The organism is Paenibacillus sp. MBLB1832 (assembly GCF_032271945.1).
GTDB lineage: Bacteria > Bacillota > Bacilli > Paenibacillales > NBRC-103111 > Paenibacillus_E > Paenibacillus_E roseopurpureus.
The window spans coordinates 2519368-2532951 of the sequence record NZ_CP130319.1 but is presented as its reverse complement, the minus strand read 5'-3'; the positions used below and the strand labels follow the sequence as shown (position 1 = coordinate 2532951).

17 protein-coding genes are annotated in these 13584 nt (G+C 49.9%); 1 reads left to right on the top strand and 16 read right to left on the bottom strand.

Annotated elements, in window-relative coordinates:
- Window positions 1-117 precede the first annotated feature (117 nt).
- From MJB10_RS11055 to MJB10_RS10995, 13 genes are all read right to left on the bottom strand, one after another.
- Window positions 118-1122, bottom strand: a complete 1005-nt coding sequence (locus MJB10_RS11055) for a CobW family GTP-binding protein (protein WP_314804792.1) — start codon at window positions 1120-1122, stop codon at window positions 118-120.
- Window positions 1115-1663, bottom strand: a complete 549-nt coding sequence (locus tag MJB10_RS11050) for a hypothetical protein (protein WP_314804791.1) — start codon at window positions 1661-1663, stop codon at window positions 1115-1117. Before MJB10_RS11050 ends, MJB10_RS11055 begins: the two co-directional genes overlap by 8 nt.
- Before the next feature lie 5 nt (window positions 1664-1668).
- On the bottom strand, window positions 1669-2817 hold the full coding sequence (locus MJB10_RS11045; protein ID WP_314804789.1) for a metallophosphoesterase: 1149 nt from the start codon (window positions 2815-2817) through the stop codon (window positions 1669-1671).
- Between the two features lie 46 nt (window positions 2818-2863).
- Entirely contained in the window at window positions 2864-3544 is a 681-nt protein-coding gene (locus MJB10_RS11040) for an SOS response-associated peptidase (protein ID WP_314804787.1), read from the bottom strand.
- 147 nt (window positions 3545-3691) lie between these two features.
- On the bottom strand, window positions 3692-4219 hold the full coding sequence (locus MJB10_RS11035) for a hypothetical protein (RefSeq protein WP_314804785.1): 528 nt from the start codon (window positions 4217-4219) through the stop codon (window positions 3692-3694).
- Entirely contained in the window at window positions 4216-5490 is a 1275-nt protein-coding gene (locus MJB10_RS11030) for a DNA polymerase IV (RefSeq protein ID WP_314804784.1), read from the bottom strand. Before MJB10_RS11030 ends, MJB10_RS11035 begins: the two co-directional genes overlap by 4 nt.
- The gene (locus MJB10_RS11025; protein ID WP_314804782.1) at window positions 5487-5858 is read right to left on the bottom strand and encodes a hypothetical protein; all 372 of its coding nucleotides are present in this window, start codon (window positions 5856-5858) and stop codon (window positions 5487-5489) included. Before MJB10_RS11025 ends, MJB10_RS11030 begins: the two co-directional genes overlap by 4 nt.
- Before the next feature lie 185 nt (window positions 5859-6043).
- Window positions 6044-6331: a stage VI sporulation protein F gene (locus MJB10_RS11020; RefSeq protein WP_314804780.1), complete on the bottom strand. Its 288-nt coding sequence runs from the start codon at window positions 6329-6331 to the stop codon at window positions 6044-6046.
- A gap of 116 nt (window positions 6332-6447) precedes the next feature.
- A complete protein-coding gene (locus tag MJB10_RS11015; protein ID WP_314804779.1) occupies window positions 6448-6714 on the bottom strand; it encodes a DUF1294 domain-containing protein in 267 nt (88 codons plus the stop codon).
- Between the two features lie 19 nt (window positions 6715-6733).
- A complete protein-coding gene (recG, locus tag MJB10_RS11010) occupies window positions 6734-8779 on the bottom strand; it encodes an ATP-dependent DNA helicase RecG (protein ID WP_314804777.1) in 2046 nt (681 codons plus the stop codon).
- Between the two features lie 3 nt (window positions 8780-8782).
- Window positions 8783-9643, bottom strand: a complete 861-nt coding sequence (locus MJB10_RS11005) for a DegV family protein (protein WP_314804776.1) — start codon at window positions 9641-9643, stop codon at window positions 8783-8785.
- Window positions 9644-9688: 45 nt separating this feature from the next.
- The gene (locus MJB10_RS11000; RefSeq protein ID WP_314804775.1) at window positions 9689-11425 is read right to left on the bottom strand and encodes a DAK2 domain-containing protein; all 1737 of its coding nucleotides are present in this window, start codon (window positions 11423-11425) and stop codon (window positions 9689-9691) included.
- Between the two features lie 29 nt (window positions 11426-11454).
- On the bottom strand, window positions 11455-11814 hold the full coding sequence (locus MJB10_RS10995; RefSeq protein ID WP_314804773.1) for an Asp23/Gls24 family envelope stress response protein: 360 nt from the start codon (window positions 11812-11814) through the stop codon (window positions 11455-11457).
- Window positions 11815-12069: 255 nt separating this feature from the next.
- Here MJB10_RS10995 and rpmB point away from each other — a divergent pair, with 255 nt between their 5' ends.
- Window positions 12070-12258, top strand: a complete 189-nt coding sequence (gene rpmB, locus MJB10_RS10990; RefSeq protein ID WP_028558211.1) for a 50S ribosomal protein L28 — start codon at window positions 12070-12072, stop codon at window positions 12256-12258.
- A gap of 100 nt (window positions 12259-12358) precedes the next feature.
- Here rpmB and spoVM read toward each other — a convergent pair whose 3' ends face one another.
- From spoVM to rpe, 3 genes are all read right to left on the bottom strand, one after another.
- Window positions 12359-12439 carry a stage V sporulation protein SpoVM gene (spoVM, locus tag MJB10_RS10985; RefSeq protein WP_036634233.1) on the bottom strand — a complete coding sequence of 27 codons (81 nt, stop codon included), beginning with the start codon at window positions 12437-12439 and terminating at the stop codon, window positions 12359-12361.
- A 231-nt stretch (window positions 12440-12670) separates the two neighbouring features.
- Window positions 12671-12916: a hypothetical protein gene (locus MJB10_RS10980; RefSeq protein ID WP_314804768.1), complete on the bottom strand. Its 246-nt coding sequence runs from the start codon at window positions 12914-12916 to the stop codon at window positions 12671-12673.
- 13 nt (window positions 12917-12929) lie between these two features.
- The gene (gene rpe, locus MJB10_RS10975) at window positions 12930-13580 is read right to left on the bottom strand and encodes a ribulose-phosphate 3-epimerase (RefSeq protein WP_314804766.1); all 651 of its coding nucleotides are present in this window, start codon (window positions 13578-13580) and stop codon (window positions 12930-12932) included.
- Between the last annotated feature and the right edge of the window lie 4 nt (window positions 13581-13584).

Genomic DNA, 13584 nt, shown 5'->3' with positions numbered 1-13584 from the left:
GTGTATGCGCACTCACTTGCATGACCCCTCTGTCTTAAAATCTTATCCTATTATAGTGCAGCAAATGAGCCTCTTGCGTCAAGTGTGGTACCCTTTCTGTAAATGCATTTCCCATCCCTATTTTGTATCCGTTGGATCAGATGACTTCTCTAGCCTCAACAACTCCGAACGTATCGCATCCTTTGCGAAGTTCTCTCCGATAAAAACGGCGACATCAGGCACATTGCCTTTTGGGGTAATTTTCACGAAATCCATTTCTCTATATGCGTATTGGAATAGGAACCGACTTGATGTATCTGAAAAGGTGAGAACTCCCTTAGCTCTGTATACTTCCTGCGGAAGCTTGCTTATGAATTCTTCAAATGCTCCACTATCCACCGCCCGCTCGAAAAAATGTGTATACGCCATTACATGCCGATGAGAATGATGATGTGCCTCATGCGTATGCTTATCATCCGATTCCACAGCATGATCGTGTACAGCTGCCGTCCGAGCCTCGTCCGAGGCCTCGACATGAATATTCTCGATTAGCTGGAGATCAATTTGGCTGAACACCGTTTTGTGCAAGTCTGCGTAGGGATTCCATTCCCTCACCAGCTCATGTACTTCTTCAAGTGCTTCTTCTTGGAGCAGATCAGTCTTATTGAGCAGCAGCAAGTTGGCACACCGAATTTGATCCCTCATCAACCTGAATGTTTTGCCGCGACTAGTACGATTTAATTCAAGCAACTGTGGTGCATCCACGACTGTAATCATCGCAGATAGCTCGATCGGGAGCACGAGTGAAGCATCGGTTACTTCATCGATGATTTCCATTGGATTTGCGACGCCTGTCGACTCCACGAAAATCACATCGATCTGCTCCTTTGTCACAAGATCATTCAGCGCTGTCGCCAGATCGCCGCGACTGGAGCAGCATATGCAACCACCAAGCAGATCAGACATAGGCACTTCTTCCGCTATTAATTGTCCATCTAGATTCACTTCACCGATTTCGTTCATAATAACAGCTGGCTTGCGCCCGGCTTCCGTGAAATATGTAATGGCTTTGGTCAATAAGGTCGTTTTGCCACTCCCTAGGAACCCAGACAAGATATATACGTTGACTCGTTTGTTAGTCATTGTTTGTCATAACCTCAAATCTCACAGCTAGAACGGGCCATTTTCCCACGATACCAGCTAAAAATGGAAATAATTTTGCCCACAACAAACTCGTAGCGGGATCCACTGGCTTCAGTGGAAGATCGATGCGTTCATATAATATTGTCGTTGCTTCCTGGACAAGCTCTAGCGCTAAGTCTGCTGGCTGCCTCTGGGCTATCGCTTCCAAACGAGGGAGGTAATCGTTCGCGATCGATTCAGATAAGCGATGCTCCACCAAATTCTCCGAAGCCATAACCTTTCCCATTCCTTGGCTGACTAGTCGCGCTGTTGCTTCCTCAAAAGCGTGAGGAATGCAGTAAATTTCTAAGGCTAACGCCGCTACGTAAATGTCACGCACCAACTCGTCTTCTTTGGCCATCGTTAACACAGGAGTAGATAAATACGCCAGTACGGCTGGCTTTAACGTCTCCCAGCTATTCTCTATACTTTTCATGGTTAGCTGCATCATTGCTGCTGCCAGCTCCACAGGAGTAATTTGTTTTTTATCAGCCTCTTGCATAAGATTTAACCCTCTTCTCTCTCGTTTGTAAAATGTATGATCAACTCAATGATTTCGGACTGGCTGCCTAATCGAATCGGCGGTCCCCATGTCCCGAAGCCTGAGGATACAATTGCGTGCAGATTGCCTTTACGCAAGTAGCCCCAATCCAGCTCAAAAAGCCGTTTCGTAAACAAGTGATTCGGCGCAATCTGACCTCGGTGTGTATGCCCTGACAGCATCACATCCGCTCCTGCCTCTACCGCTTTGTTCAGTTGATGAGGTTGATGATCCATAACAATGATCGGCTGCGTGCCGTCAGTGCCCGCCAATAAGGAAACCAACGATTTACGCCCTTCGGCGGATTGCTCCGCTGTTTTATCTTTACGCCCTACGATGTACACCCGTTCTTGTAAATGAACAACTTCATCCATCAGCACACGAATGCCAATTTTTTCCATTTGTTCCACGAATGCAGGGACATGTCCCCCGTAATATTCGTGGTTGCCCAGCACAGCATAAATGCCGAGCGGCGCCTGCAGCTGCCCTAGGGTCAGTCCCATTTTTCCCTGAATAAAGGGCCTAATATCATCATCAATAACATCACCTGGCAGCAAAATCAAATCTGGCTTCATCTCATTTACATGCTGGACTAACTTGCGCAAATGGCGATTACCGACAATGACGCCGAGATGGATATCCGAAGCCACAGCGACACGCAGCTGTTTCCAGTCTCCTGCACGTTTGGGGATCGTAATCTCGTACTTGCGAACAATCGGCGTTCTCGCGAAATAAGAGCCTATCAGTAGGAATACCAGCAGGAGCACGACGTCAATCCAACCCAGAACTGGCACATAGGTCGCCGAACGAACCGAGGCTAAGTAAAGAACGATCGCCGCGATATCTGTAACTGGCAAGAGAAGTACACCGAATTGGATAAGGGCAAACCAGTAGGATCCTACAATTTTAAGCGTACGTGAAACCCTGGCATGCAGAATGCGTGAGCCCAACCAAGCGAGTAAATAAGATAAAGCAAGGATCCAATATACCACCCAAAACAGTACTGGCTGAAACGACGCCTTCATCAAGTGGGATAACCATACGTTCACATGCCAGCCTATATAGCCATTAATCCCGATGACGGTGGCGAGCATCATAACAATTCTTATTATCATACCGTTCCTCATGTGACTAGATTCTCCTTTTTAGCTGCCATCTGTGCTAGAGTAATAAGCTTATCGGCTCAATACACAACTCATCATCATTGCGCACATTACCGACCCGGTTGGACACGGGATACGCCATCATGTGTTCCGACGGATACGACTGCAGCAAAGCCTGCAGTTGATTAACGCTCCTGTTCGTGCGATCCAGCCAAAGCGCTTCCTTCTCCCGCGGTAAAATAACGGGCATACGATCATGAATCTCCTTCATCATCGTGTTTGACTCTGTTGTAATCACCGTACAAGTGGATATTCGCACGCCATCTGGAGACGTCCATGTATCGTACAGTCCAGCCATGCTGAACAACTCCCCAGTGCGAAGCATGATGCGCATCGGCTGCTTTTGCTTTCCTGTCCCTTTCCAATCGTAGAAGGAATCCGCAGGAATCAGGCAGCGCTTACGTTCAAAAGGCTTGCGAAATGCAGGCTTGTCCGCCAAGGTCTCGGCTCTTGCATTAAGCATTTGGTAGCCGATCTTCTCCTCTTTGGCCCATTCGGGAATCAATCCCCAGCGCAGCTCTCCCAGCTTGTTCTGCTGTCCGTCATGAACGATCGCCATCACCTGTTGTCCTGGTGCTACGTTATATTTAGGACCATACCTTGGCATATAGGTGTCATACATGTCATAACGCAGCATCAATTCTTCTAATGTTACCGTAATCGTGTAGCGTCCGCACATCGCTAACATCCTTCTCCTTCACTCACGGTGTTCCTGTTCCTCTTTCTCCATTATGGGAAAAAGAGAGGCATACGTCAATTCGCACAGCCCGAAGCATCGTTCTCCTTCAAACTGTGCGAATTGATGTAGCGATATTCTTGAACTGACTCACGGTTTCTTCTTGTTCTCTGCCGCCTCTAACACGCTGACGCGCGAATCCATCCCATAAATCGTGGCAACCAAACTATCGGCATACCGGCCGATTCTTACACCAATCTCCGCGCGCATATAATCCCGCGTCATCGTAAACCGATCTTCGTGTTCCCGGCACGTGTAGCGGTAACGAATCATGCAATCGTCTTTCTCCTCTTCCTGCACATGCATGCCGTTCTCCAACATATGCCGCTTCACTTTGGCTAAATCCGCATACATCTGTTTGGCCAGCACCTGAGCCACTTTCGCATACAGTGTTCGCAACATTTCCGACGAGCGCTCCACTTCATGCGACCTTCGCAGCACGATCGTATGCATCATCGGCAGCAGGACCGATTCTCGCATAATACCAATTTCATCCGCTGTCGGACGCTTCGTGGGCATTGATTTATCGTGACGCCAACTTTGAAAAGCTTCTCGATGCTGCGGCAGCATCATCCGACTGGATTCCCACAAGCCGTTCTTCTCCAGTTTCTTGCTCATTTATAGTGACCTCCAATTTTGAGTGAGCGAACCTGCGCTTGACCAGCCGCTGTCAAAGAGGATGCGCGAACGATCGCCGCATTGCCGAACCGATCCTTGATGCTGTCTGTCACCTTTTCCAGTGCCCTTGCCTTAACTTGATCCTCAAAAAGCGTAAGCTGATAGGTCTGATCATCCACAAACTGGCTCAACATGACCCCTGCTCTGCGAACAGGCATGGTGTCCCAGAACTTATAGAACAGCTGCTTGACAGCCTGAAAGACAGTCCCTGTATGGTTCGTAGGATCTGGCATTTTCATCTGGCGCGAAAAGCCTGTCGGCGCATCAAAGGGGCTGCACATGCAGCTAACCGTCACAATAGACGCCATATATCCTTTGCGGCGGCAGTCACGGCACACTTCCTCCGTCAGCTCCATGAGGATGGTGTTGACTTCCGACGACTCCGCATAGTCCCTGGGCAGCGTCATCATATGGCCGATCGATTTCGGCGGCGTATCAAACGTACCTGGTGTAACGGGGCTATCGTCCAAACCATTCGCCGTTCGCCACATGACTTCCGCGTGAATGTCCGATTGCTTGCCGAAGCGTGCACGAAATTTCTGCTTCAGCTGCGGCAACGGTGTTCGGGCCACATCACCGATGGTATACATGCCCAACTTGGCAAAATGCGCCGTCATCCGCGAGCCTACACCGAACATCTTACTAACCGGCTCTGCCCATAACTGTCCGATCGCCGACGGGTGCAACGTAAAAATGCCGCTTTGATTTTTTTTAGCCCATATATCGGTCGCGATTTTGGCTAGTATTTTGTTGGAGCTGATCCCGATCCGGACCTTAACCCCTGTTTGTTTAAGCACCTTTTGCTGCAGTGTCTGGGCAATGAGAACAGGATCTCCGAAGATCGCCAGACTTCCGGTAACATCCAGGAACTGCTCATCGATACTGAACACTTCCACCAGATCCGTAAATTCTTCATAAATGCGGGTAATCATCAGGGAAACATCGATGTAATGCTGCATGCGCGGGCGCATGACGACCAGCTCAGGGCATTTCTTTAGCGCTTCTCCCAAACGCTCGGCGGTGGATACCCCAAACTGCTTAGCGATGGGGCAGGCCGCCAAAATAATTCCCGACCTCAGCGCAGGATCTCCTGCGACGGCGACTGGCCTATTCTCCAGGCCTGGATGATCAGCCTTCTCCACACTGGCATAAAAACTCTGGCAGTCTGCCAGAAAGATCGTTCGCTCTCCGCCCTTGCTCCCTTGGCTCATCGCAATTCCCCCCGCATATTCATCAGCGTTGTCATAAGCTCAGCCTTGACCAAACTGCGCAGCATTGTGAAATGGTGAATATAACCTCGCACTTTGTACTCGATCTGAATGCCGAGGGCATTCGTTTCCGTGTGAAGCACTTTAATGTCTCGCTGCTTCATCACACTTTTTAACCGCTGTAATTCTGGGTAAATCGCCATCTCAACCTCTCTCAAATAAAAAAGGATGTGATTGTAGATGATCTTATCTTTATAAACCTTCAGCTCTTCCATATCTCTTGCCAGCATATCCAGCAAAATCGGCAGCAATGTGTAATCCTTAATCATTTGAACATCCTCTTCTGTCTCAACTCGTGATGCACCACTCATGTCCTCACCACCATATGCGAACATATATTCGTTTTTACATATTATATACCGAACACGTATTCGTTATGCAAGTGAATTTTTTGGAATTTTATTTTTATGAAAAAAGAAAGATTTTCTGGTTAATCAACGAAAAACGCCATTTGCAGCGCATCCTCCACGCTGCAAATGGCGTTTTCATTGTCATCCTAACGGAACATCGTCCATAGCTTAATCAAGTGAAACGTGTTATTCGGATCAATTTTTTGTGCCAAAATAAACGTGACAATCTGATTCGTCTGACTCCCCGACAGTGCCTCTCCCAAAATACCAGCAGCTAGACCAACTAAGCGTGTAACCTTCGCCACATTTTGCAAATCTGCCTTCGTGACGCCCTGCAGCAGCATCTTAATCCGTTCTTTGACCTCTGGATTTTTCATTTTAAACTTTACACGCTCCACGAGCGCAGGATCGATGCCATATTGCTGATAACTCATGCCCGCACCTCCGATACCCGTCATGCTCCTATCCTATGAGTAAAAGTAGGCAAACTTGACTAAGGGAACGGGATATAAGAAAAACAGCCACTGTTTCCGGCAGCTGTCCCTTCACTTTACATATACATCGCAATCAGGATAACACAGATACAATTCAGCGCAATGAGCAGCGGGAACCCTACAACAAACGAAGTATGCTTCGTCTTATGCCGCCACACACGCATGCCAAGCCAGCCGCCTATACCGCCGCCAAGGGCAGCGAGCCAGAATAGCCGCTTCTCTGGCACTCGGCGTCCGCCTTTCTTGGCTTGTCCTTTGTCATGCCCCATCTCAATAAACGTAATGATATTCATCAGCAATACATAAATGAGAAAATAAGTCATTGGCGGTACCTACTCTCTACTAATCTAGCACTTCACTATCAAAAATATGAGCCCGCTCCAAATACGCCCGCAGCGGCATGAAAGACGCTCCCGTCCAGAAGGACGAGTCGCCGACAAGCTCAGCCGCGTCATCACGCGCCTGCTCCATCACTTCGAAATCCGCCATCATATCGGCGATACGGAACTCTGGCAGCCCGCTTTGCTTCGTGCCGAAGAAATCACCGGGCCCGCGCAGCTCTAGATCGCGCCGCGCAATCTCGAAGCCGTCGGTCGTCTCCGTCATCGCCTTCATGCGCTCCTTCCCGACCTCGGTCTTCGGGTCGGCAATGAGCACGCAGAAGGACTGATGCTCGCCGCGGCCCACCCGGCCGCGCAGCTGATGCAGCTGCGACAGGCCGAAACGGTCGGCGTCGTAGATCACCATCAGCGTGGCGTTCGGCACGTCCACGCCCACCTCAATCACCGTGGTCGATACAAGCGCCTCCACGGTGCCTTCCTTGAAAGCGCGCATAATCGCTTCTTTCTCCTGCGCGCTCATCCGGCCATGCAGCAAGCCGATCCGCAATTGCGGGAAGTGCTGCTGCAACTGAATATGGACGTCGATGGCATTCTGCACGTCCAGCTTGTCCGACTCTTCGATGAGCGGACAAATCACATACGCCTGCCGGCCTGCAGCCACCTCGCGCTGGATGAAGCCGAGCACACGCTCCAGCATCGCGTGCTGAACCGCGTACGTTTTGATCGGCTTACGCCCCTTCGGCAGCTCGCGCAGCGTCGACACGTCCATGTCGCCGAAGGCTGTAATCGCCAGCGTGCGCGGAATCGGCGTCGCCGTCATCGTCAGCACGTCGGGATTCATCCCCTTGCGCCGCAGAATGCTGCGCTGGTTAACCCCGAAGCGATGCTGCTCGTCCGTCACCACCAGACCCAGCTGGCGGAAGTAAACGTCCTCTTGGATCAACGCATGTGTCCCCACCAAGACGTGGATCAAGCCCATCTGCAGCGAGGCCAGCAAATCCCTCCGCTGGCGGTCCGTTGAACTTCCAGTCAGCAGAGCGACCTGCAGCCCATACGGCTCAAACAAGGCGCTCAGCGAGCGATTGTGCTGCTCAGCGAGAATTTCCGTCGGCACCATCAGCGCGCCTTGGTAACCGGCCGTGACCGTCGCGTAGAGGCCGATGGCCGCGACGATCGTTTTCCCCGCACCGACATCGCCCTGCAGCAGTCGGTTCATCGCGTAGGGCTCCTGCATGTCGTGCAGGAGCTCTCCGACGACCTTCTTCTGCGACTCCGTCAGCTGGAAGGGGAGCGCGCGCACGAAGGCGCGGACAGCAGGCAGATCGACCCCCTGCTTCACCCCATCCGTGCGGCTGCGCGTCACGGCACGGTATGCCTGGAGCTTGAGCTGGAAGAGGAACAGCTCCTCATACACCATGCGCCTGCGTGCCTGCTTCCCTTCCTCCACGCCGCTCGGCGTGTGGATGACAGCCAGCGCCTTGCTGCGCGGCATGAACCCGTACCTGCCAGTAATGCCCGCTGGCAGCACTTCACTGATCAATGCGCTGTACTGTGTCAGCGCCTGCTGAATCACCTTACGCATCCATTTCTGTGTAATCGAGCCTGCAACCGAATAGACCGGCTGAATCGTGCCGGTATTCGAATCCCCCTGTCCAGGGAACTCCGAATCGGACACACTCATTTGGCGACGCTTGGCGTCCCATTTGCCAGTAAGAATAATCTCCTGCTGCGGCCGCAAGCGATCCTTCAAGAAATGGCGGTTAAACCACACCGCCGTCAACAAGAAATCATCGACCATGACCTTGCAGGATAATCGAGACTTCCCACTGTACCGCTGGAGCACTGGCTCGCCGATGATATAGCCCTTCACGGTGACGCGGTCGCCATCCTTCACGCTTGCCAGATCACGAACGGTATAATCCTCGTAACGAAAAGGCACATACTCCAATAAATCCATAACCGTAAAAACGCCCATGGCGTTTAGCTCAAGTGCTTTCTGAGCGCCAACTCCATGGACTTCACGTACTTGACATTGATTTAAATCCATCTCTTACACCGTACTCACGAATGCTGCGATCGTCCCAGGTCCAGCGTGTGCACCAATAACAGGACCCAATGAAATATACCCTGTATGCGCCACACCGAATCGTTGTTCGATGGCCTCACGCAGCCCCTCCGCGCCTTCCAAATTATTGGCATGAGCAATATGCAGCGTACGAATCGTCTTATCTGACACATCCGCAGCTAACAGCTCGAGAATGCGCGCAATGGCTTTCTTATTGCCGCGCACCTTGTCCACAACCGTCACTTCCCCTGCCCCATCCAAAGAAAGAATCGGTTTAATATTCAGCAGCGAACCGAGCAACGCCGACGCCTTGCCGATTCTGCCGCCCTTTTGCAGAAACTCCAGTGTGTCTACAAGGAAGTAAATATAAAATTGCGAACGCATCATCCCAACCATCGCAACAATCTCGTCAACAGACTTTCCTGCGCGAGCTGCCTCGGCTGCTGCAACAACAAGCGCGCCAATCCCGTACGAGGCTGAGCAGGAATCCACCACGTGAACTTTGCCAGCCTGCTCCCCTTCGAGCATCGTAGCGGCTAACTCCGCCGTTCTGCACGTGCCGCTTAACGCGGAAGACAAATGAATCGAGATCACTTCTGTATCTGGCTCTGTGAGCAATCGTTCATAGAAGTTCAGAAACTCACCAGGAGACGGTGTTGAAGTCGTCGGGAAGTGCGAGGAGGAAGTCAACTTCGGATAGAAATCCTCCGACTGCAGCGTCACGGCATCTAGAAACTGCTCTTCCCCAAAATTAATTTTGAGCGGCACCATGTCAATGTTTAACGCTTCTCTGACAGCCAAAGGGATATCAGCTGTGCTATCCGTTACAATACGTATGTTGGTCACAGGGCTCACTCCCATTTACGAATTTACAACAACTGAACGCGCAGATTACTCAACCGAGAACAAGTACGCGTAGAGAGGCTGTCCACCAGGATGAAGCTCAACTTCCACATCGGGATACATCGTTTGAATGAAGGATTCCAGCTCGTCCGTCCCTTCCTCTGTCGCATCTTCGCCCGTCAGGATCGTGACAATTTCACAGCCTTCGTCGATCATTTCCTCCAGCAGCTTTTTGCACGCATCCAGCAAGCTCGGTTGTGAAGAGACAATACGCCCATCTTGAATCCCTATAAAATGTCCCTGCTTAATCGCAATGCCATCCATGTTCGTATCGCGTACCGCATAGGTAACTTGTCCTGATTTAACACGGCGGAGCGATTCGCTCATCGCTTCCGTATTCGTCTTCGCATCTGCTTTCTCTTGGAAAGCCAGAATCGCGGCAAGCCCCTGTGGAATCGATTTGGATGGAATCACAATCAGTGTTTTGTTATCGACAAGATCAACTGCTTGCTGCGCGGCCAAAATAATGTTCGAATTGTTCGGAAGTACATAAATCGTGTCCGCATCAATACGATTTACCGCGTTCACGATGTCCTCTGTACTAGGATTCATCGTTTGCCCGCCTGAGAGTACGACATCAACGCCTACACTGCTGAAAATGTCCGTGATCCCGTCGCCTAGCGCAACAGCCACGAAGCCGTACGGCTTATTCGCTACTGCTACCGCTGCCGCAGGCACTGCAACAGGAGCCTCATAGCCGCTCGTCACATCTTCAAGAATATGTGAATGCTGATCGCGCATATTTTCAATTTTAATCCGACTGAGTGCGCCATATTTCATAGCGTGGTTCATGACCTCACCTGGATATTCCGCATGGATATGCACCTTCACAAGCTCATCATCAGCGACAACAAGGAGCGAATCTCCTAGTTTGCTAAGCTGCTCGCGAAATGCGCCTTCGCTAAACGTCATCCCTTTGACCTTGCCAGGGGCAATGGTCAACATGAATTCCGTGCAATAGCCGAATTCGATATCTTCCGTAGCCAAGTGCGCTTGAGCTGGCAAATGCGGATGTACTTCTTTGGCCAGAACCAAGCCAGGCAGCACAGAGACTTCGCCTAAATTCGTATCCATTGTGGCAAAATCCTCATCCACTTGAACCAATCCGCCGCTTAGCGACGCAACGAAACCTTCATAGACGCAAACTAGACCTTGACCGCCTGCATCGACAACGCCTACCTGTTTGAGGACGGCAAGCTGATCAGGTGTTTTGGCAAGTGCATCTTTGGCCTTGTCCAACACTTCCTGCATCAAATCTAGCAAATCGCCGCCGCGGCGATATTGCGTGGCATGTTTAGCCGCTTCTTTGGAAACGGTCAAAATCGTTCCTTCCACTGGCTTAACGACCGCTTTATACGCCGTTTCAACCCCTTGCTGCAACGCAGCAGCGAATTGCTGTACATTCACGGTCTCTAGATCGTGGACATGCTTCGCAAATCCGCGGAACAATTGAGACAGAATCACACCAGAATTGCCTCTTGCGCCCATCAGTAACCCTTTGGATAATGCATCAGCGGCTTTCCCAATATGCGAAGATGGCTTCTTCTTAAGTTCCTCACATCCAGCTGTGAGTGTTAAATTCATGTTGGTGCCAGTATCTCCATCGGGTACAGGGAATACGTTCAATCCATTAACCTTATCAACATTCCTGCGAAGGTTATCCGCACCCGCCAAGACCATGGCAGTGAAGTCATTTCCATTTATTGAAATAAAGCGCTTACTCAAAGTGATTCCCCTTCCTGATTATCGGGCTTCTATTTAGCAACTCGAACACCTTGAACAAAGATGTTCACATCGTCCACTTGCAACCCTGCAACGTCATTCAAAATATATTTGACTTTCGTTTGGACATTCCCTGCTACTACGGATATTTTCGTTCCATAGCTGACAATAATATATAGATCGATTTCAAGTCGCCCGTTCTCTCTGCGAACCTCAACACCGCGGCTTAAATTATCTCGACCCAGCAGCTCAGCTATCCCGTCTTTCAATTGTTTTCTCGTTGCCATGCCAACAAGCCCATAACAATCTAATGCAGCAGAACCGGCCAGAGTTGAAATCACTTCATTCGTAATATACACTTTTCCATACTCGGTTGTGAGTTCAATCGGCATTATGTAACAACTCCTTCAAGTTTCGCTATACCAAGACTAATCTACATTCTACTATAACATACTTCATAAATAAACGGCAAAAATGAGGCATGGCAACGTTGACTAGGCTCCTTTCGCTATGCTATTATGTTTAAGTGTGTTTTTGCTGGTTGAATCACGTATAGCAAGAAAGTTCTAAATTTGAGGAATACTGTCATGTCAAGCTTAGGCTTGCCACCCAGGCTTCTTTGTATACTGCCGAAGGAGGTGTCAAACATGTCCCGCAAATGTTTCATTACAGGTAAAAGTCCTAAATCAGGAAATCACGTGTCCCACGCTAACAATAAAAACAAGCGTACTTGGGGAGTTAACGTTCAAAAGGTTCGCATCCTCGTTGATGGTAAACCGAAACGGGTTTACGTAAGTACTCGTGCGTTGAAATCCGGAAAAGTGGCTCGCGTTTAATTCGTGCTGCGGATACTTAACTTACTTATGTGAATGACAAAAAGCACCTAATCGGTGCTTTTTTTGCATTCCTGGGAGAATGGCATAAGTAGGGACATCCTTAGTTTTTACTAAATGTATTCAGTACGGCTTTCACGAATCCTCCCAAAAATCTCGGCAGTTTGATCGTGTAGAATTTCATTCTCTACCCCTCCTTCAAGTTTTCGCCAGCGTGCCGCCCTGCAGCCATTCACTGACTTCTTGAGCAAACGCTTCACAACGTGCATGACTGCTCCTTAACATCATTACAACAGTGTATGCCCAGAGCGTAGAAAAAGTGCCTTCTATTTTTACTTCCTCCCACAATTCAGTTGCTTCCGGAAAGCAAAAAAAGCTACAAGAGCGTATCACTCTTGTAACTATATGTATGCAGCTATGAGGCCGTTATGCCCGCCTGTGTGTAAAGCGCAACAATTACACTAAAAATAAAATAGAATAGGACCGAAATCACGATAAACCAGATCCGAAACCCGATTTGCTCAAAGCGGCGAAAAAACCGCATACCGACGTAAAGAGCGCCTAACGAGAAAACATACTTAATGAAATCGTGAATCGTTGAAAAACACGTCAATAATACCGCGCAAAGCAGGCTGTACATCATCAGCCATAGAAATCGCATCGTCCTGTCCCCTTTAGCCGCGTATTCGCCTGATAGCCTCGGCACGGTCCCCTTGCCCGAAAACCGCATTCCCAGCAACCAAGACGTCCGCACCCGCTTCGATGACCTGACGAGCCGTCACCTCGTTAATGCCCCCATCTACTTCAATATGAAGCCTATGGAGACCTTTCGCATTCGCTTGCTCGCGCAGTGCACGAATTTTATTCAGCATCCCTGGGATGAAAGCTTGTCCGCCGAAGCCTGGGTTCACGGTCATGATTAGCACCAGATCCAAGTGCTCATCGAGCACGTGCTCAATGAGCGAAATTGGAGTAGCCGGATTTAGCACGACGCCAGCTTTAATTCCCTGTTGTTTAATCAGATCCAGCGTACGGTGCAAGTGCGTGCAAGCTTCAACATGCACCGAGATCAGATCTGCACCTGCTTTCGCAAAGTCAGGAATATATCGATCTGGCTGTTCAATCATTAGATGCACATCAAGCGGAAGCTGGGTCACTGGGCGAATCGCATCAACAACCAGTGGCCCAATCGTAATATTCGGCACGAAATGGCCATCCATCACATCCACATGAATCCAATCCGCCCCACCTTGCTCAACGTCCCTAATCTCATCGCCTAGCTTAGCAAAGTTGGCCGACAAGATCGAAGGTGCTACATATCCCATATTT

Bases quoted from the DNA above. Each gene is read 5' to 3' on its own strand.
- MJB10_RS11055 (WP_314804792.1), bottom strand. From the start codon at position 1,122: ATGACTAACAAACGAGTCAACGTATATATCTTGTCTGGGTTCCTAGGG.
- MJB10_RS11050 (WP_314804791.1), bottom strand. From the start codon at position 1,663: ATGCAAGAGGCTGATAAAAAACAAATTACTCCTGTGGAGCTGGCAGCA.
- MJB10_RS11045 (WP_314804789.1), bottom strand. From the start codon at position 2,817: ATGATAATAAGAATTGTTATGATGCTCGCCACCGTCATCGGGATTAAT.
- MJB10_RS11040 (WP_314804787.1), bottom strand. From the start codon at position 3,544: ATGTGCGGACGCTACACGATTACGGTAACATTAGAAGAATTGATGCTG.
- MJB10_RS11035 (WP_314804785.1), bottom strand. From the start codon at position 4,219: ATGAGCAAGAAACTGGAGAAGAACGGCTTGTGGGAATCCAGTCGGATG.
- MJB10_RS11030 (WP_314804784.1), bottom strand. From the start codon at position 5,490: ATGAGCCAAGGGAGCAAGGGCGGAGAGCGAACGATCTTTCTGGCAGAC.
- MJB10_RS11025 (WP_314804782.1), bottom strand. From the start codon at position 5,858: ATGAGTGGTGCATCACGAGTTGAGACAGAAGAGGATGTTCAAATGATT.
- MJB10_RS11020 (WP_314804780.1), bottom strand. From the start codon at position 6,331: ATGAGTTATCAGCAATATGGCATCGATCCTGCGCTCGTGGAGCGTGTA.
- MJB10_RS11015 (WP_314804779.1), bottom strand. From the start codon at position 6,714: ATGACTTATTTTCTCATTTATGTATTGCTGATGAATATCATTACGTTT.
- recG (WP_314804777.1), bottom strand. From the start codon at position 8,779: ATGGATTTAAATCAATGTCAAGTACGTGAAGTCCATGGAGTTGGCGCT.
- MJB10_RS10995 (WP_314804773.1), bottom strand. From the start codon at position 11,814: ATGCCGATTGAACTCACAACCGAGTATGGAAAAGTGTATATTACGAAT.
- rpmB (WP_028558211.1), top strand. From the start codon at position 12,070: ATGTCCCGCAAATGTTTCATTACAGGTAAAAGTCCTAAATCAGGAAAT.
- spoVM (WP_036634233.1), bottom strand. From the start codon at position 12,439: ATGAAATTCTACACGATCAAACTGCCGAGATTTTTGGGAGGATTCGTG.
- MJB10_RS10980 (WP_314804768.1), bottom strand. From the start codon at position 12,916: ATGCGATTTCTATGGCTGATGATGTACAGCCTGCTTTGCGCGGTATTA.
- rpe (WP_314804766.1), bottom strand. From the start codon at position 13,580: ATGGGATATGTAGCACCTTCGATCTTGTCGGCCAACTTTGCTAAGCTA.